We start from the raw sequence: 16,189 nt of genomic DNA on the forward strand, positions 1-16,189 counted from the left end.
CTGAGGGACCGCAGGCGTGGCGTCCGGCCAGAACCGTTCTTCTGGCGCTGTCCGGCGTCCCGGCGCGTACGCGAGGGGGCCCGGTGCCCCGCCGGGCCCCTGCCGGCGATCCGGTCCCCAGGCGTCCTCTACCGGTCAACCGGTCCTCAGACGGCCCGTGCCGGTGAACCGGCCCGTGTCGCGAGGGCGTCCAGGAACAGTGCCCCCGCGAGCAGTCCCGCGCTTCCCCGGGGGCTCCACGCGCGCGCGTGCAGCTCGGTGTCGAGGGCGTGCAGGGCGGCTCGGCCCGGCTCCGTCGCCGTGCCGCCCGCCTCCAGGACCGCGCGGGCGCCCGCCTGGACCCGGCGCAGGCCGTTGGGGCCCGCGGTGTGCAGGAGCTCGGTGTCCTGGAGGGTGGACATCACGGTGAGCAGCGCGTCCAGGCGGGCCTCGTCCTGCGTGGCGCCGGCCGAGCGGGCGGCGGCGAGCGCGTCCAGTGCCCGTCGCACGTGCGGGAAGCCGGCCTTTGCCTCACCGCGCGCCCCGGCGGCCCCGTACCTCGCGGAGACCGTCGAGCCGCGCGAGGGCCGTCGTGGGGCCCGCCGGTCGGGGTGGGCGGCGATCCGCTTGGCGGTCGCGGTCACCTGCCGGGCGTCGGCGCGGGGGTCGAGGGCGGCCGCGGCCACCAGCAGGCCGAGCGTCCACAGGGCACCCCGGTGTCCGCCGCCGGCCAGGCCCACCGAGTGTTCGGTGCATCTGCCGATCGCGCCCAGTTCTCCCCGCAGGCCGGGCGTCGGCTCGCCGGTCCGGCGGGCGGCGGCGGCCATCGCCACCAGGCCCGGCGTGAGCGCCTTGGCCGACCAGCGCAGCGAGTCGTGGTCCCGGTGGCCGTTCCGGACGCCGAGACCGCGCGGGTCGGGCAGGCCGGGCTGGGGAACCAGCGCCAGCTGCCCGGTCAGCGCCTCCACCGCGGTCCGGGCCAGCGCGTCGTCCTCGGGGCTTCTCATGGAGACCGACGTGTTCCTGTGGTGTCCCGTCATGTCCGGGAACGTAGGGAAGGCGGCCGTCAGGAGCATGAGCGGACGCTGTGCGCACGCTGAGGATGTCTCGTGCGTCCCTTGAGGGAGCTACACCGCCATCAGCGGAGCGCCCTCCCTCCACTTCAGGATCTTGTCGAAGCTGACCACCGCGCCGCGCCGGCCGGGCTTGTTGCCGATGTGGACGTGGTCGGCGAGTTCCTCGATGAGACACAGGCCCCGGCCGTTCTCGGCTCCGCTCGGAGCGGGCTGGACGGCCTGGGTGCGGGCGAAACCGGGGCCCGAGTCGGCGACCTCGATGCGGCACTTCTCGCCGTCGAGATAGGCGGTGACCCGGTACGCCCCCGAGGGGCCGCCGTACGCGGTGTCCCCGCCGTGTTCGACGGCGTTCGCACAGGCCTCGCTGAGGGCGACGGAAAGGTCGTAGGAGACGTCGGGATCGACGCCCGCGGTCTCCATGGTGCCGAGCAGGAGGCGCCGGGCGAGCGGCACGCTCGCGGCCTCGCGCCGCAGATGCAGTGACCACCAGATGCTCATGCTCCAGCCTCCTGGCTGCGGCTCGACATACCGTTACGTATTGCCGCGCGTGCCGCTGTGTAAGCACACAGTTGACGTGATGCCGCCCATACGGGGGATGCGCCGGGGGTGGCGATCGGTGTATGTGGGGCAGCTCGCGGCACAGGTGACCTTCCGGTCGTACTGCTCGTACGTCATCTTGCGGACCTGCTGTATGGCCTCCGTGAGGCCAGTGCGATGATGAGGCCGCCATGAGTGCCCCCCACCCGCGCACGGCGCGCTCCGGAGGAGATCTCCGGGTTCTGCGGGCCGCGGTGTTCGCCGCGGTCTGTGTCGTGCTGGCCGCGGCAGGTCACACCCTCGCCTCCTGCGCCACCGTTCCGCTGTGGACACTGGGCGCGGGATTCCTGGGGGCCGCCCTGGTCGTGGCACCGCTCGCCGGACGCGAGCGCTCCCTGCCGGGGATCGCCGCGCTGCTCGCGGCGGGACAGACCGCGCTGCACGTGCTGTTCGGGCTGGGGCAGCACGGGACGGTCGCCGGTACGGCGGCGTCGGCCGCGGCGGCACGGGCGCCGGGGACGATGGCATCGGTGTCCGACGCCTCGCTGGTCGAGCAGGCCGCGCGCCTCGTGTGCGGGACCACCGCCGCGGCGCTCAGCCCCGCCCAGGCCCACAGGATCCTCGTCGACGCCCGGCTCTACCCGGGCACGGCGGCCGGCACCGGAACGGGCGCCGCGCATCACCCGGCGGACGCCCTGTCCACCGCCACCGGCTCCGCCCTGTCGCTGCTGCCGTCCCTGCCGATGCTGCTGGGCCACGTCCTCGCGGCCCTGGCCGCCGGCTGGCTGCTGCGCCGCGGGGACATGGCGCTGCTGCGGCTCGTCGAACTGTCCGCGGTGTCGGCGCACTCGGTCACCGAGGGCGCTCTCGTACGGTCCCTGCGCGGGGCGCTCGCGCTGGTGCGCGCCCTGCGTGCCGGGCTGCCGGGGCTGCCGCAGGCCGGTCCGCCACCGCCGCGCACCGCGCTGCTCGCGCCGCCGAAGCCCCGGACCACCGCCCTCCAGCACACGGTGATCAGGCGCGGCCCGCCGGCCGCCGCGGTCGTCCTCGCCGCCTGACGCGACCCGCACGCACGCTTCACCTCTGTGAGCCGTGGGGAAGGGCCGCCGTCGTGCGGCACGCGCGTGTGCCCGTGTTCCCGGGCCGGCCGCCTGGGCCGGCGATCGCTGTCCCGGCTCGCCGCCCGTTGCGGCTGATCGCCCACCTCCGCGCACCCGTACCCCTCCTCATCACCGGAAACCCCACCGGAAACCCACTGAAGTGGAGTGCTCTGCATGAAGGCCTCTCGTCTCGCCGCCGCCGGCGCCCTCGCCGCCTCGGCCGTCGTCGTCCTGTCCTCGCCCGCGTTCGCGCATGTCAGCGTGCAGCCCGAGGGGACGGCCGCCAAGGGCGGTTACGCGGTCATCGACTTCAAGGTCCCCAACGAGCGGGACAACGCCTCCACCACCAAGGTGGAGGTCACCTTCCCGGCCGGCCAGCCGCTGGCGTCGGTCATGCCGGAACCCGTGCCCGGCTGGGACATCGACGTCACCACGTCCAAGCTCGCCAAGCCCGTCGAGGCGCACGGCAAGCAGATCACCGAGGCCGTCAGCAAGGTCACCTGGACCGCCGACGGCAAGGGCATCGAGCCCGGCTTCTTCGAGAAGTTCCCCGTTTCCGTCGGCGCGCTGCCCGAGGACGCCGACCAGATGGTCTTCAAGGCGATCCAGACGTACTCCAACAAGGAGGTCGTGCGCTGGATCGAGGAGCAGAAGGAGGGCGAGGAGGAACCCGAGACGCCGGCTCCCGTGCTCACGCTGTCCGCCGCCGAGGACGACCACCACGGCGCGTCGGCGAGCGATGACGCCTCCGCCGACGAGACGGCCGCGGACACCGCGAACGCCTCCGCCGAGACCGCGGCCCCCGCCGACACCAGTGACACCACCGCCCGCGTCCTCGCCGTGGTCGGCATCGTCGTCGGCGCACTGGGCGTCGCCTACGGCGTACTCGCCGGACGCCGGCGCACCAACGCCTGACGCTCACCCATCCGTCCGCGCACCCGGGCCGTACGACCGCTCGTCGGACCACGCGTCCGGCCCCGGTGCGCGTCGGGCCATCACATCTGGGACATCTCTCCATGCGCAAGAAGACGTTCGCCGCGGCCGCGCTGATCGCCGCCGCCACTTTGACCCTCTCCGCCTGCGGCAGCGGTGACGACGGCGGCTCCCCCGTCTCGGTGGTCTCCGAGGAGGCCGGTTCCGACAAGGCCGTCACCGTCCTCGACCAGCCGTTCGAGAAGCCGGACCTGGTGCTCACCGACACCCGGGGCAAGAAGTACGACCTGCGCGCGGAGACCGCGGGCAAGCCGACCCTGGTCTACTTCGGCTACACCCACTGCCCCGACGTCTGCCCGCTGACCATGAACAACATCGCCGTCGCCAAGAAGCAGCTGCCCGCGTCCGAGCAGGACCGGCTGCGCGTGGTGTTCGTGACGACCGACCCTGAGCGGGACACCCCGGCCGAGCTCGGCAAGTGGCTCAAGGGCATCGACGCCGAGTTCGTCGGTCTGACCGGTGACTTCCCCACCGTCCAGGCCGGCGCCCGCACCCTCGGCATCTCCATCGACCCGACGAGCAAGGACAAGAACGGCAAGCTGGTCTCGATGCACGGCACCCAGGTCGTCGCCTTCTCCCCGAAGACCGACGCGGGCTACCTGCTGTACGGCGAGGACGCCACGGTCGACGACTACACCAAGGACCTCCCCAAGATCATCAAGGGTGAGAAGCCGTGAGGCGTCCGTCCCTGCCTGCCGTCGGGCCGGCCGGGGCCCTGGCGCTGCTCCTGGTCCTGGCCGGGTGCGGCTCCGACTCCGGCTCGGACTCCGGCTCCGACGGCGGGGGCGGCCTGTCCGTCTCCGGCGCCTACATCCCGCAGCCGGTCTCCGCGGACATGGCGGCCGGCTTCCTGACGATCGTCAACGACAGCGGTACGAACGACGAGCTGACCTCGGTCACCAGCGACGAGGCCGGCGAGGTCACCGTGCACGCGACCGTCGGTGGCGCGATGGAGGAGGTCACCCGCCTCTCCGTGCCCGCACACGGTCGACTCGTGTTCAAGAGCGGCGGCAACCATCTGATGTTCGAGAAGCTGAAGCGCATGCCGAAGCAGGGCCGGACCATCTCGGTCGAACTGCACTTCGCCCAGTCCGACCCGGTCGCCGTCGCGATGCCGGTGAAGCCGGCGACGTACACCCCGGCGACCGGACACTGACGGAGGGACCCCCTTGACGCCGACCATCGCCCCCCGCGTCCGGACCCTGGTGCTGCTGCTCCTGGCCGCGACCGGGCTGCTTCTCGCCACGGCCGCGCCGGCCTCCGCGCACGCCGCGCTGACCGGCAGCGACCCCCAGCAGGGGGTGGTGGTCGACAAGGCGCCCACCCAGGTCTCGCTGACCTTCTCCGAGCAGGTCTCGGCGTCCGCGGGCTCGCTGCGCGTGCTCGACCCCAAGGGCAAGCCGGTGCAGAGCGGCACACCGTCCAACGTGAGCGGCACGACCTACGCGGTACGGCTGCACAGCGGCCTGCCCGACGGCACCTACACCGTCAGCTACCAGGTGGTCTCCGCGGACAGCCACCCCGTCTCCGGGGCCTACACCTTCTCCATCGGGTCCCCCTCCGCCACGTCCGTGTCGGTGTCCGGGGAGACGGCGGGCGGCGGGGTCGTCGGCTGGCTGTACGGGGTCGGCCGGTACCTGTCGTACGCCGGCTTCGTCGTGCTGGCCGGCGGCGCCGCCTTCGTGCTCGCCTGCTGGCAGCGCGGCTCCGGCGTGCGGGCCGTGCAGCGGCTCGTGGTCTGCGGCTGGCTCGCCCTCACCTTCGCCACGCTCCTGCTGCTGCTCCTGCGCGGCTCCTACACCGGCTCCGGGAAGGCCGGCGACGTCTTCGACCTGGATCTGCTCGGGCAGGTGCTGCAGACCAAGACGGGCGCGGCGCTGGTGTCCCGGCTGCTGCTGCTCGCCGCGGCGGCCCTGTTCATCGCGGTGCTCTTCGGGGCGTACGAGAAGCGGGAGGCCGAGGAGAAGCGGGACCTGACCTTCGGGCTCGCCACCGGCGGGACGGTCGTGGCCGCCGGGCTCGCGGCGAGCTGGGCCATGTCCGAGCACGCCTCCGTAGGGCTCCAGGCAGGCATCGCGATGCCTGTCGACGTCATCCACCTGCTGGCCGTGGCAGCCTGGCTCGGCGGCCTCGCCGCCCTGCTCGTCGCCCTGTACCGGGCGCCCTCGGCCACCCCCGTCGACACGGCCGCCGTACGCCGGTTCTCGGCCGTCGCCTTCGGCAGTGTCGTGGCGCTGGTGCTGACCGGGACCTACCAGTCCTGGCGCCAGCTCGGCTCCTGGGCGGCGTTCACCGACACGCGGTACGGGCAGCTGCTGCTGATCAAGATCGGGCTCGTGGTGCTGCTGGTCGGGGTCGCGTTCTTCTCCCGGCGGTGGACGACCCGGCTGGCCGGCACGGTGGTCCAGCAGCGGGCCAAGCCGCAGCAGCAGCGCGTCACGGCCACCGCCGCCGCGGGTGACGCCAAGGGAGCCGTCGGCTCCGAGCGGGCCGCCCAGCTCGCCCGGCAGCGGGCCGCGATGGACGCGGCGAAGCAGAAGCAGGCCCGGGACGCCGACCCGAACCGGTTCGGGCTGCGCCGCTCGGTGCTCGCCGAGGCCGGGGTGGCCGTCGTGCTGCTCGCCGTCACCACCGTGCTGACGCAGACCGAACCCGGGCGCACGGAGGAGGAGGCCAAGGCTGCCTCCTCGTCGTCGTCCTCGTCGTCCTCGTCGAGCTCGGCGTCCGGCGCGCTGACCCTGGACATGACGTTCGACACGGGCGGCGAGGACGGCAAGGGGGTCGTGACGGTCGACCTCGACCCCGCGCGCGTGGGCGGCAACGAGATGCACGTCTACGTCCAGCGGCCCAACGGACGCGCCTTCGACATCCCCGAGGTGAAGGTCGCCTTCACCCTGGAGTCCCAGGACATCGGGCCGCTGCCCGTCGTCCCCGACCACATCACCACCGGTCACTGGTCGGCGAACGGAGTGCAGATCCCCATGGCGGGCGACTGGACGGTCGCGGTGACCGTGCGGACCTCCGACATCGACCAGACGACCGTCTCCAAGAACGCGCAGATCGGCTGACCCACCATGCCTGACCAGTCCCTTCCAGAGGCCCCGACTCCCGAACTCACCGTGCGGCCCACCGAACCGGCCCCCACGGCGAGCGGCCTCACACGGCGCAAGCTGCTCGGGACCGCGGGGGCCACCGGGCTCGTCCTCGGCGCGGCCGGCGGGGCCGTGGGCTACGCCGCCCAGCCGTCCCAGGCCGCCCCGCTCACCTCGCTGGGCACCGACCAGGTGATGTTTCACGGGAAACATCAGTCCGGGATCACCCAGGGCCTCCAGGCCCGCGGCCATCTCGCCGCCTTCGACCTGACACCGGGAGCGGGCCGCAAGGAGGCCGCCGCGCTGCTGCGCCGCTGGTCGCGGACGGCCCGGCGGCTGATGGCGGGCGAGGCGGCTCCCCACGACGACACGGACGTGGCCCGGGACGCCGGCCCGTCCGCGCTGACGATCACCTTCGGCTTCGGCCACAGCTTCTTCGGCAGGACGGGTCTGGAGAAGCAGCGTCCGGTCGCCCTGGACCCGCTGCCCGACTTCTCCTCGGACCACCTCGACAGGAAACGCAGCGACGGCGACCTGTGGGTGCAGATCGGCGCCAACGACGCGCTGGTCGCCTTCCACGCCCTGCGCGCGATCCAGAAGGACGCGGGCGGCGCGGCACGGCTGCGCTGGCAGATGAACGGCTTCAACCGCTCGCCGGGTGCCACCTCCCATCCCATGACGGCCCGCAACCTGATGGGCCAGATGGACGGCACCCGCAATCCGAAACCGAGCGAGTCCGACTTCGACGAGCGCGTCTTCGTACCCGAGTCCGGGACGCCCGCGTGGATGGCGAACGGCTCCTACGCCGTCGTACGCCGTATCCGGATGTTCCTCGACGACTGGGAGAAGCTCTCGGTCACGGCCCAGGAGAACGTCATCGGGCGCCGCAAGTCCGACGGGGCGGCCCTGTCCGGGGGCACCGAGACGACCGAGATGGACCTGGAGAAGACCGACGCCCAGGGCAACCTGGTGGTCCCGATCAACGCGCACGCCCGCATCACGCGCCCCGACCAGAACGGGGGCGCGGCGATGCTGCGGCGCCCCTTCTCGTACCACGACGGCTTCGACGCGGACGGCGTGCCGGACGCGGGCCTGCTGTTCGTCTGCTGGCAGGCGGATCCGCTGCGCGGGTTCGTCCCGGTGCAGCGCAAGCTCGACCGCGGCGACGCCCTGTCGCAGTTCGTCCGCCACGAGGCGAGCGGCCTGTTCGCGGTGCCGGGCGGGGCGGCGGAGGGGGAGTACGTCGGGCAGCGGCTGCTGGAGGGGTGAGCTCACCTCTGGGAGGACTCACCCCCTGGGAGGACTCACCCGTGGGGCTCACCGCCAGGGCTCACCCCTGGGAGGGACGGGGCAGGAAGGTTACGCCGGGTTCGGCAAGGCCCATTAGGGTGAGGTCATGCCAGCGAGCTATGGGTATCTCGGTCCTGAGGGCACGTTCACCGAAGTCGCCCTGCGAACGCTTCCGGAGGCGGCGACGCGGGAGCTGATTCCGTTCGTGTCGGTGCAGTCGGCGCTCGACGCGGTCCGCGTCGGCGAGACCGAGGCCGCGTTCGTGCCGATCGAGAACTCCGTCGAGGGCGGGATCACGACGACGCTCGACGAGCTGGTCGCGGGCGAGCCGCTGATGATCTACCGCGAGGTGCTGCTGTCGATCACCTTCGCGCTGCTCGTGCGGCCGGGCACCCAGCTGTCGGACATCAAGACGGTCTCCGCGCATCCGGCCGCCCAGCCGCAGGTGCGCAACTGGCTGAAGAAGAACCTGCCGGACGCCCACTGGGAGTCGGCCGCCTCGAACGCGGACGCCGCCCGCCTGGTCCAGGAGGGCCAGTACGACGCCGCCTTCGCGGGCGAGTTCGCGGCCGCCCGGTACGGCCTCACGGCGCTGGAGACCCAGATCCACGACGCGGAGAACGCCCAGACGCGGTTCGTGCTCGTCGGCCGCCCCGCCCGGCCCGCCGCGCCGACCGGCGCCGACAAGACGTCCGTCGTGCTGTGGCAGCGTGACGACCACCCCGGCGGTCTGCGCGACCTGCTGGGCGAGTTCGCGACCCGTGGCATCAACCTGATGCTGCTGCAGTCCCGGCCCACCGGCGCGGGCATCGGCAACTACTGCTTCTGCATCGACGCCGAGGGCCACATCTCCGACCGCCGGGTCGCCGAGGCGCTGATGGGCCTCAAGCGGATCTGCCTCCAGGTGCGGTTCCTCGGCTCGTACCCGCGGGCCGACGTGGGGACGGAGGGCGTGCGCCCGCTGCTGAAGGGGACCTCGGACCAGGAGTTCGTCGCGGCGGCGGACTGGGTGGCGCGCTGCCAGGACGGGCGTTTCTAGCACGTTCCCGACTGCTCCTACCTGCATATTTTAGTTGTCCACAGGAGTTATCCACAGGCGGGCTTCTCGACCTGGGGACAAGTCGACAACGGAGCGCTGTCCAGTCGACAAATCGCCCTACGGGCACCCGGTTCGTCCACAGACGCGCAGGTCACTCTTCGTCCACCTGTTTCCTTCGATCAATCCTTTGGAGCGACCCATATCCACCCGAAAGTGGGTGGCAAGCTGGCCTGACACAGGAATTCTTCGTCTGGCAGGCCTGGTTCGGAATGATCACTTCCGGCATCCACAGATCTTTCGCACAGCCTGTGGATAACTTTTCGGAACTGTGGACCCCTGTGGACGGAGCAGGCCCCAAGTCCCGCTGATCGCAAGGGAATCGAGTCAACCAGCCGCCCGCCGCCTACCCCACCCCGGGGATCTACGCACCTTTTATTGACACATGGAGCAATTACCTCATAACGGTGTGTAAGCCGCGATTCTTCGTGTCCGGGGAATAGTGAGTCGTGGGCCGTCACCCCGCACCGGTAGCCTTGAGCGCGTGATTGACCTTCGCCTGCTCCGTGAGGACCCCGACCGTGTGCGCGCGTCCCAGCGCGCCCGTGGAGAGGACGTCGCGCTCGTCGACTCCCTCCTGTCTGCCGACGAGCGGCGCAGGTCGTCCGGCGTCCGCTTCGACGAGCTGCGTGCCGAGCAGAAGGCGCTCGGCAAGCTCATCCCCAAGGCCTCCGGGGACGAGAAGGCCGACCTGCTGAAGAAGGCGGGCCAGCTCGCCGCCGACGTCAAGGCCGCCGACGCCGAGCGCGACGCGGCCGACGCCGAGACCCAGGAGCTCGCCCTGCGGCTCAGCAACCTCGTGCACCCCGAGGTGCCCGTGGGCGGCGAGGAGGACTTCGTCACGCTGGAGACGCACGGCACGATCCGCGACTTCGGCGCCGAGGGCTTCGAGCCCAAGGACCACCTGGAGCTCGGCACGACCCTCGGCGCGATCGACGTCGAGCGCGGCGCCAAGGTCTCGGGTTCGCGCTTCTACTTCCTGACCGGTGTCGGCGCGCTCCTCGAACTCGCGCTCGTCAACGCGGCCGTCGCCCAGGCCACGGCCGCCGGCTTCACGCCGATGCTGACGCCCGCGCTGGTCCGCCCGCAGTCGATGGCCGGCACCGGCTTCCTCGGCCAGGCCGCCCAGGACGTCTACCACCTCGACAAGGACGACCTCTACCTGGTCGGCACGTCCGAGGTCGCGCTCGCGGCGTACCACATGGACGAGATCATCGACGCCGACCGGCTCCCGCTGCGGTACGCGGGCTTCTCGCCCTGCTTCCGCCGTGAGGCCGGCTCGCACGGCAAGGACACCCGCGGCATCTTCCGCGTGCACCAGTTCGACAAGGTCGAGATGTTCTCCTACGTCGACCCGGCGGACTCGCAGGCCGAGCACCAGCGCCTGCTGGAGTGGGAGAAGCAGTGGCTGACGTCGCTGGAGCTGCCGTTCCGGGTCATCGACGTCGCCTCGGGCGATCTCGGCTCCTCGGCCGCCCGCAAGTTCGACTGCGAGGCGTGGATCCCGACCCAGGGCAAGTACCGCGAGCTGACCTCGACCTCGGACTGCACCGAGTACCAGTCCCGCCGCCTGTCGATCCGCTTCCGGGACGGCAAGCAGGTCAAGCCGCTGGCGACGCTGAACGGCACGCTGTGCGCCGTACCGCGCACGATCGTGGCGATCCTGGAGAACCACCAGCAGGCCGACGGCTCCGTGCGCGTGCCCGAGGTGCTGCGTCCGTACCTGGGCGGCCGTGAGGTCCTGGAGCCGGTCGCCAAGTGAGTACGTCCGCCGCTGAGGGCTTTCCCTACCGTCTGGTCGCGACCGACCTGGACGGAACGCTCCTGCGCTCCGACGAGTCGGTCTCGCGACGCACCCGTGAGGCGCTCGCCGCGGCCACCGCGGCGGGCGCCGCCCACATCGTCGTCACGGGCCGCGCGGTCCCGTGGACCCGGCACATCCTCGACGACCTCGGCTACGACGGCCTCGCGGTCTGCGGTCAGGGCGCGCAGGTGTACCACGCCGGGGAGCACCGGCTGCTGACGTCGGTGACCCTGGACCGGCAGCTGGCCGGGGTGGCGCTGGCCAAGATCGAGGCGGAGGTCGGCCCGCTGTACCTCGCGGCGAGCCGGGACGGTCTGGACGGCGAAGTGCTGGTCGGCCCCGGTTACGCGGTCACCGGCAAGCTCCCCGCGACGCCCTTCACGGACGCGTCCGACCTCTGGACCGCCCCGCTGAACAAGATCTACATACAGCATCCGACGCTGACGGACGACGAGCTGGCCGAGGCGTCCCGCCAGGCGGCGGGCGGCTTCGTCACCGTCGCGATGGCCGGCGAGGGCATCGTCGAGCTGCTGCCGCTGGGGTTGTCGAAGGCCACGGGCCTGTCTCTGGCGGCCCGCCGGCTCGGGATGAAGGCCGCCGACACCATCGCCTTCGGCGACATGCCCAACGACATCCCGATGTTCGCCTGGGCCTCCTACGGCGTGGCCATGGCCAACGCCCACGAGGAGCTGAAGGCGGTGGCCCACGAGGTGACGTCCTCCAACGAGGAGGACGGCATCGCGGTGGTGCTGGAGCGGTTGCTGGGCTGAGCGTCGGTGTTCGCCGCGCGGGCGGGGACACCTCGGTCCTGCGGAGGATGCACGGATCGAACGTGCGCGGGGTTGCCCCCCGACCACGGCTCGCCCGCACGGAAACACAGTGCGAGCCGGTGCCTTGCCACTCGGCCAATCCTCCGGGTGGGCGACCTCACGCGGGCGCGGTGCGCCGGCGTGCTCGAAGCGGTCGCCCCGGGCAGCTCCCGTGCGGGGCGGACTCGACGGAGGGGTGGCTACTCCGGAGTCCGCCGCGGGCTGCCCTGCGGGGAGCTCGACGGACTGTCGTGCATGGACATCGTCGAACTCCTCCCCAGTGCGTGGCGCCGGTTCGCTCCGGCGTCCTGGACTCCACCACTGTGCCGGTGCGCCGAGTTCGCCGCCACTGATTAACCGGCGGCCCCGGTCCTCTTCACCCCCGCCGCCACCTGCGCCGGCGCTTGCTGAAGAACCATCCCGCGGGCGGCTCGTCGGAACGCCACGGCTGCGGTTCGGGCTTCTCCTCGCGCCAGCGCTCGGCGAGCATCCGGGCGCGCGCGGACGGCTCGGCGGTCCCGGCGGACCGTATGAAGTCCTCGTCCAGGACGAGGTCGTCCCAGGACTCGTCCCCGGACCGTCCGCGCCCCTCGTCGTGTGACGCGCCGTGTGACGCCTCGTCCGCCATCCCCGTCCTCCCAGCCGTGCGCCCGCGTTCGTCCAGTGTGCCCGCGCAGAGGTGAAGCCCCTGTCAATAAGCGGGCCGTCTACTCCTCGCCCGCGAGCGTCAGCGACCGCAGCTTCTGTCCCGCGTACCAGGTGGCGAGGACGGTGACGGTGACCAGCAGGACCGTGGCCGTCACCAGTCCGACGTCCGAGGTCACCAGGTCCCCGCCGGCGACCTTGTGGGCCACGGCCAGCGACCACTGCTGGACGCTGAGCGTGCGCGCCCCGGCCACCAGGGAGCCGAACAGGGCCTCCCAGACCAGCGCGTAGACGAGTCCGAACACCACCGCGTGCCGGGACACCGTGCCGAGCAGCAGGAAGAGTGCCGCGTAGGCGATGGAGGCGACCAGGGCGGCCACCGTGTAGGCGACGGCGATCTGCTGGCCGTTGCCGTTCAGGATGAAGCCCGCGATCAGTGTCGGCACCGCCGAGAACACCATCGTCACGGCGACCGCGACGATCAGCTTGGTGAAGATGATCGTCGGCCGTTTGATGGGCTTGGACAGCAGGTAGACCACGGAGCCGTCGTCGATCTCCGGGCCGATCGCGCCCGTGCCCGCGATAACGCCGATGATCGGCACCATGGTGGCGAGCGCGAATCCGCCCAGCAGGTCGGACGCCGTCTGGTCGTCGGCGCCGGCGAGGGCCCGCACCACGACCGAGATCGCGATCAGCAACAGCGGCAGCGCGCCGAGGATGAGGGCCCGGCGCCGGCCGAGCAGGGCCCGGTAGGTGAGTCGGGCGACTGTGGGGTCGTACATCTTGTGGCCTCCTACGCCGCGACGAGATACGAGAAGACGGACTCGAGGGACTCGTCGGACGGCGAGACCGTGAGCAGCCGGATGCCGTGGTCCCTGGCGACCCTCGGCAGCAGGACCGTGAAGCGGCCGAAGTCGACGGCCTGGATGCGCAAGGCGCCCTCCGCGAGGTCGACTTCGATGCCGGACGTCGACGCGTCGGCGATCAGCGCGGCCGCGAGGGCGCGGTCGTCGCTGGAGCGCACCAGGTAGCGGTGCGGGCGGTCGGTCATCAGGCGGCGGATCTTGCGGAAGTCACCGCTGGCCGCGTGCCGGCCGGCCACCACGACCTCGATGTGCCAGGCGAGTTGCTCGACCTCTTCGAGGATGTGCGACGAGAACAGCACCGTGCGGCCCTCGTCGCCCATGCGCCTCAGCAGGTCCATGAGCTGCATGCGCTGGCGCGGGTCCATGCCGTTGAAGGGCTCGTCCAGCAGCAGCAGCGACGGGTCGTGGACGAGCGCGCTCGCCATCTTCACGCGCTGCCGCATGCCCTTGGAGTAGGTGGAGATCTTGCGGTCCTGCGCGTACTCCATCTCGACCGTGGCCAGCGCCCGCTGCGCGGCCTTGGCGCCCAGGCCGTGCAACTCGGCGTTGGCGACGACGAACTCGCGTCCGGTGAGGAAGTCGTACATCGCCTCCCGCTCGGGCACGATGCCGATCTTCTTGTAGATCTGCTCGTTGCGCCACACCTGCTCCCCGTCGAGGGTGACGGTGCCGGTGGAGGGGGCGAGGAAGCCGCCCATCATGTTGATGAGGGTGGACTTTCCGGCGCCGTTGGGGCCCAGCAGGCCGGTGACGCCGGGACCGATGGTCATGGTGATGTCGTTGACGGCGACCACGTTGCCGAACCAGCGCGAGACGTGGTCGATGTTGAGCGTGGTCACAGTCCGACCTTTCGGTAGCGGCGCATCAGGAGGCCGTAGCAGGCGGCGATCAGGCCGAGGGTGACGAGGACGTAGACCACGCCCTCCCCGTTCGTCGGGCCGACCGCTCCGGGGAACGCCGAACTCGCGCCCAGGAACGCGGACTGCACCCCGTCGATGAGCGTGATGGGCGAGAACAGACCGATCCAGGCGATGGACCCGGTGCTGCCCTGTGCTTCGGCGATGGCCTGGAGGGTGGAGACGGCGCCGTAGGAGATGGTCAGCACGGCGATCACGGCGGCGATGCCGAAGCCGCGGCGCGGGGTGAGCGCCGCGATGACCAGGCCGAGGCCGGCGAAGAGCAGCGAGAGCAGTGCCACGGAGACCAGTCCCTGGGCGAACCCCTTGCTCTGGTCGGCGAAGTCGAGCTTCGCCAGCAGGGCGCCCGCGTAGAGCACCAGCAGCGGGGCGGCGGTGAGCATGAACAGCGCCGAGGCCAGCGCCGCGAACTTCGCCCGCACGTAGTCCGCGGTCTCGATGGGCCGCGAGAAGTACAGCGGTACGGTCTTGAAGCGCAGGTCGCGGGAGACGGACTGGGGTGCCTGCGAGGCGACGTACAGGCTGATGACGGCCTGCATGATGATCGCGTAGCGGGTGTAGTCGACGGGCAGGTCCTTCGCCTTGGTGGCGACGGCGACGGCCACCATGATGGCGGCGGGTACGCACATCACCACGAAGAGCAGCATCGGCAGCACCTTGGACTTGACCGAGCGGCCGAGGCCGTAGGCGCCGCGCAGGGACTGCGAGTAGAGGGAGCGGCGGGCGTAGGCGCGGCCCAGGCGCGGGCCGTCGTAGCTGCGGTAGCCGATGTTGTGGATGCGGGTCTGGTCACCCGAGGGGGTGACCGGTGTCCGTGTGGGCTGCTCAACCGCCATGGCCGACCGCCTCCTTCCGCTCTGCGTCGCGCTGTTCGTCGCTGTCGGTGAAGACCTCGGAGATGTGGTGCCGGCGCTGCTCCATGCGCACCAGGCCGAGGCCGAGGTCGGCGACCACGTCACGCACCAGGTCGTACGTCTGCTCGCCCTGCGCGGTGAGCAGCAGCACGTGCCCGGCGCCCGGCAGGCCGCCGCCGCTGTCGACGACCTCCATCCCGCGCGCGTGGAGCGCCTCGCGCACCGCGCGGGTGCCGTCCGGGTGCGCGTCGGTGTCGGTGACCTCGATCGCGAGGGTCGTCGTGGTCTGGGTGAAGTCGGTGGTGGAGCTGGAGCGCAGGAGCCTGCCGCCGTCGACGACGACCACGTGGTCGCAGGTGCGCTCCAGCTCGCCCAGCAGGTGGGAAGTGACCAGGACGGAGATCCCGAAGTCGGTGTGGATGCGGCGGATCAGGCCGAGCATCTCGTCACGGCCGACCGGGTCGAGGCCGTTGGTCGGCTCGTCCAGCAAGACCAGCTGCGGGTCGTGGACGAGCGCCTGCGCCAGCTTCACCCGCTGCTTCATGCCGGTGGAGTAGCCGCCGATGGGGCGGTAACGCTCCTCGTACAGCCCGACGTGGCGCAGGGTGTCCGCGGTGCGCTCGCGGGCGGCGGCGGGCGGCAGGCCGGACATGCGCGCCATGTGGACGACGAACTCGGTGGCCGACACGTCGGGCGGCAGGCAGTCGTGCTCCGGCATGTAGCCGACCCGCTCGCGGATGGCGGCGCCCTTGGTGGCGACATCGAGGCCGAGCACTTCGGCGCGGCCCTCGGTGGCGGGGGACAGCCCCAGCAGAATCTTGATCAGAGTGGACTTGCCGGCTCCGTTGGCTCCGACGAGTCCGGTCACACCGGGCCCGACGTCCACGGAGAGCCGGTCAAGCGCGGTCACCCGGGGGAACCGCTTGCTCAGCTTTTCGGTCGCGATCACAGTCACGTCTTAGACCGTAGTGACGAGGACCACGCCGGTCGTCACTCCGCAGAGCTGTCTTGACATCAGACTGGAGTCGTACGGGGCCCTAGGTGTTCTGTCCGGGGAGGTTGTGGACGGGTGAGCCAGGTCTCGGCTGAGGGATCTTGAAACAGGTGAGGGCCTTCCGGTTCGGTGTGGAT

The 16,189-nt window shown here is 71.5% G+C and carries 16 protein-coding genes and 1 tRNA gene; 9 read left to right on the top strand and 8 right to left on the bottom strand.

What is annotated here, in order from left to right; genetic code table 11:
* Positions 1-146: 146 nt before the first annotated feature.
* Positions 147-986 carry a triphosphoribosyl-dephospho-CoA synthase gene (locus tag ACWD0J_RS36125; RefSeq protein ID WP_451500113.1) on the bottom strand — a complete coding sequence of 280 codons (840 nt, stop codon included), beginning with the start codon at positions 984-986 and terminating at the stop codon, positions 147-149.
* A gap of 120 nt (positions 987-1,106) precedes the next feature.
* Entirely contained in the window at positions 1,107-1,553 is a 447-nt protein-coding gene (locus tag ACWD0J_RS36130) for an ATP-binding protein (RefSeq protein WP_451500099.1), read from the bottom strand.
* 230 nt (positions 1,554-1,783) lie between these two features.
* Between ACWD0J_RS36130 and ACWD0J_RS36135 the strand changes: the two genes are divergently transcribed.
* The 9 genes from ACWD0J_RS36135 (at position 1,784) to ACWD0J_RS36175 (ending at position 11,737) form a co-directional block, all read left to right on the top strand.
* Complete coding sequence (locus ACWD0J_RS36135; RefSeq protein ID WP_451500100.1) at positions 1,784-2,650, top strand: hypothetical protein; 867 nt, start codon at positions 1,784-1,786, stop codon at positions 2,648-2,650.
* A gap of 216 nt (positions 2,651-2,866) precedes the next feature.
* Positions 2,867-3,607, top strand: coding sequence for a YcnI family copper-binding membrane protein (locus ACWD0J_RS36140; protein ID WP_451500101.1), 741 nt, complete (start codon positions 2,867-2,869; stop codon positions 3,605-3,607).
* Between the two features lie 101 nt (positions 3,608-3,708).
* Positions 3,709-4,362, top strand: a complete 654-nt coding sequence (locus ACWD0J_RS36145; protein WP_451500102.1) for an SCO family protein — start codon at positions 3,709-3,711, stop codon at positions 4,360-4,362.
* Positions 4,359-4,841 (top strand): copper chaperone PCu(A)C, encoded by a 483-nt coding sequence (locus tag ACWD0J_RS36150; protein ID WP_451500103.1) that lies wholly within the window; start codon positions 4,359-4,361, stop codon positions 4,839-4,841. The genes ACWD0J_RS36145 and ACWD0J_RS36150 overlap by 4 nt, the downstream gene beginning before the upstream one ends.
* A 13-nt stretch (positions 4,842-4,854) precedes the next feature.
* The gene (locus ACWD0J_RS36155) at positions 4,855-6,753 is read left to right on the top strand and encodes a copper resistance CopC/CopD family protein (RefSeq protein WP_451500104.1); all 1,899 of its coding nucleotides are present in this window, start codon (positions 4,855-4,857) and stop codon (positions 6,751-6,753) included.
* 6 nt (positions 6,754-6,759) lie between these two features.
* Positions 6,760-8,046, top strand: a complete 1,287-nt coding sequence (gene efeB, locus ACWD0J_RS36160) for an iron uptake transporter deferrochelatase/peroxidase subunit (RefSeq protein WP_451500105.1) — start codon at positions 6,760-6,762, stop codon at positions 8,044-8,046.
* Positions 8,047-8,173: 127 nt separating this feature from the next.
* Positions 8,174-9,106, top strand: coding sequence for a prephenate dehydratase (gene pheA / locus ACWD0J_RS36165; RefSeq protein ID WP_451500106.1), 933 nt, complete (start codon positions 8,174-8,176; stop codon positions 9,104-9,106).
* A gap of 541 nt (positions 9,107-9,647) precedes the next feature.
* Positions 9,648-10,925, top strand: a complete 1,278-nt coding sequence (serS, locus tag ACWD0J_RS36170; RefSeq protein ID WP_451500107.1) for a serine--tRNA ligase — start codon at positions 9,648-9,650, stop codon at positions 10,923-10,925.
* Entirely contained in the window at positions 10,922-11,737 is an 816-nt protein-coding gene (locus tag ACWD0J_RS36175) for an HAD family hydrolase (protein WP_451500108.1), read from the top strand. The genes serS and ACWD0J_RS36175 overlap by 4 nt, the downstream gene beginning before the upstream one ends.
* Positions 11,738-11,778: 41 nt before the next feature.
* Here the strand turns inward: ACWD0J_RS36175 and ACWD0J_RS36180 are convergent.
* The 6 genes from ACWD0J_RS36180 to ACWD0J_RS36205 all read right to left on the bottom strand — a co-directional run bounded on the left by ACWD0J_RS36180 (position 11,779) and on the right by ACWD0J_RS36205 (position 16,007).
* Positions 11,779-11,882 (bottom strand) — tRNA-OTHER (locus ACWD0J_RS36180).
* 270 nt (positions 11,883-12,152) lie between these two features.
* Positions 12,153-12,404, bottom strand: a complete 252-nt coding sequence (locus ACWD0J_RS36185) for an SGM_3592 family protein (protein WP_451500109.1) — start codon at positions 12,402-12,404, stop codon at positions 12,153-12,155.
* Between the two features lie 79 nt (positions 12,405-12,483).
* The gene (locus ACWD0J_RS36190) at positions 12,484-13,203 is read right to left on the bottom strand and encodes an ABC transporter permease subunit (protein ID WP_451500110.1); all 720 of its coding nucleotides are present in this window, start codon (positions 13,201-13,203) and stop codon (positions 12,484-12,486) included.
* Positions 13,204-13,214: 11 nt separating this feature from the next.
* Positions 13,215-14,126 (bottom strand): ABC transporter ATP-binding protein, encoded by a 912-nt coding sequence (locus ACWD0J_RS36195; RefSeq protein WP_451500111.1) that lies wholly within the window; start codon positions 14,124-14,126, stop codon positions 13,215-13,217.
* A complete protein-coding gene (locus tag ACWD0J_RS36200) occupies positions 14,123-15,040 on the bottom strand; it encodes an ABC transporter permease (RefSeq protein WP_451500112.1) in 918 nt (305 codons plus the stop codon). Before ACWD0J_RS36200 ends, ACWD0J_RS36195 begins: the two co-directional genes overlap by 4 nt.
* Entirely contained in the window at positions 15,030-16,007 is a 978-nt protein-coding gene (locus tag ACWD0J_RS36205; protein ID WP_451500114.1) for an ABC transporter ATP-binding protein, read from the bottom strand. The genes ACWD0J_RS36200 and ACWD0J_RS36205 overlap by 11 nt, the downstream gene beginning before the upstream one ends.
* Positions 16,008-16,189: the final 182 nt, after the last annotated feature.

The sequence above is a fragment of the Streptomyces sp. NPDC003011 genome (assembly GCF_053591515.1).

Excerpts from the sequence above, each read along its gene's own strand:
- ACWD0J_RS36125 (WP_451500113.1), bottom strand. The coding sequence starts at position 986 with ATGAGAAGCCCCGAGGACGACGCGCTGGCCCGGACCGCGGTGGAGGCG.
- ACWD0J_RS36130 (WP_451500099.1), bottom strand. The coding sequence starts at position 1,553 with ATGAGCATCTGGTGGTCACTGCATCTGCGGCGCGAGGCCGCGAGCGTG.
- ACWD0J_RS36135 (WP_451500100.1), top strand. The coding sequence starts at position 1,784 with ATGAGTGCCCCCCACCCGCGCACGGCGCGCTCCGGAGGAGATCTCCGG.
- ACWD0J_RS36140 (WP_451500101.1), top strand. The coding sequence starts at position 2,867 with ATGAAGGCCTCTCGTCTCGCCGCCGCCGGCGCCCTCGCCGCCTCGGCC.
- ACWD0J_RS36145 (WP_451500102.1), top strand. The coding sequence starts at position 3,709 with ATGCGCAAGAAGACGTTCGCCGCGGCCGCGCTGATCGCCGCCGCCACT.
- efeB (WP_451500105.1), top strand. The coding sequence starts at position 6,760 with ATGCCTGACCAGTCCCTTCCAGAGGCCCCGACTCCCGAACTCACCGTG.
- pheA (WP_451500106.1), top strand. The coding sequence starts at position 8,174 with ATGCCAGCGAGCTATGGGTATCTCGGTCCTGAGGGCACGTTCACCGAA.
- ACWD0J_RS36185 (WP_451500109.1), bottom strand. The coding sequence starts at position 12,404 with ATGGCGGACGAGGCGTCACACGGCGCGTCACACGACGAGGGGCGCGGA.
- ACWD0J_RS36190 (WP_451500110.1), bottom strand. The coding sequence starts at position 13,203 with ATGTACGACCCCACAGTCGCCCGACTCACCTACCGGGCCCTGCTCGGC.
- ACWD0J_RS36200 (WP_451500112.1), bottom strand. The coding sequence starts at position 15,040 with ATGGCGGTTGAGCAGCCCACACGGACACCGGTCACCCCCTCGGGTGAC.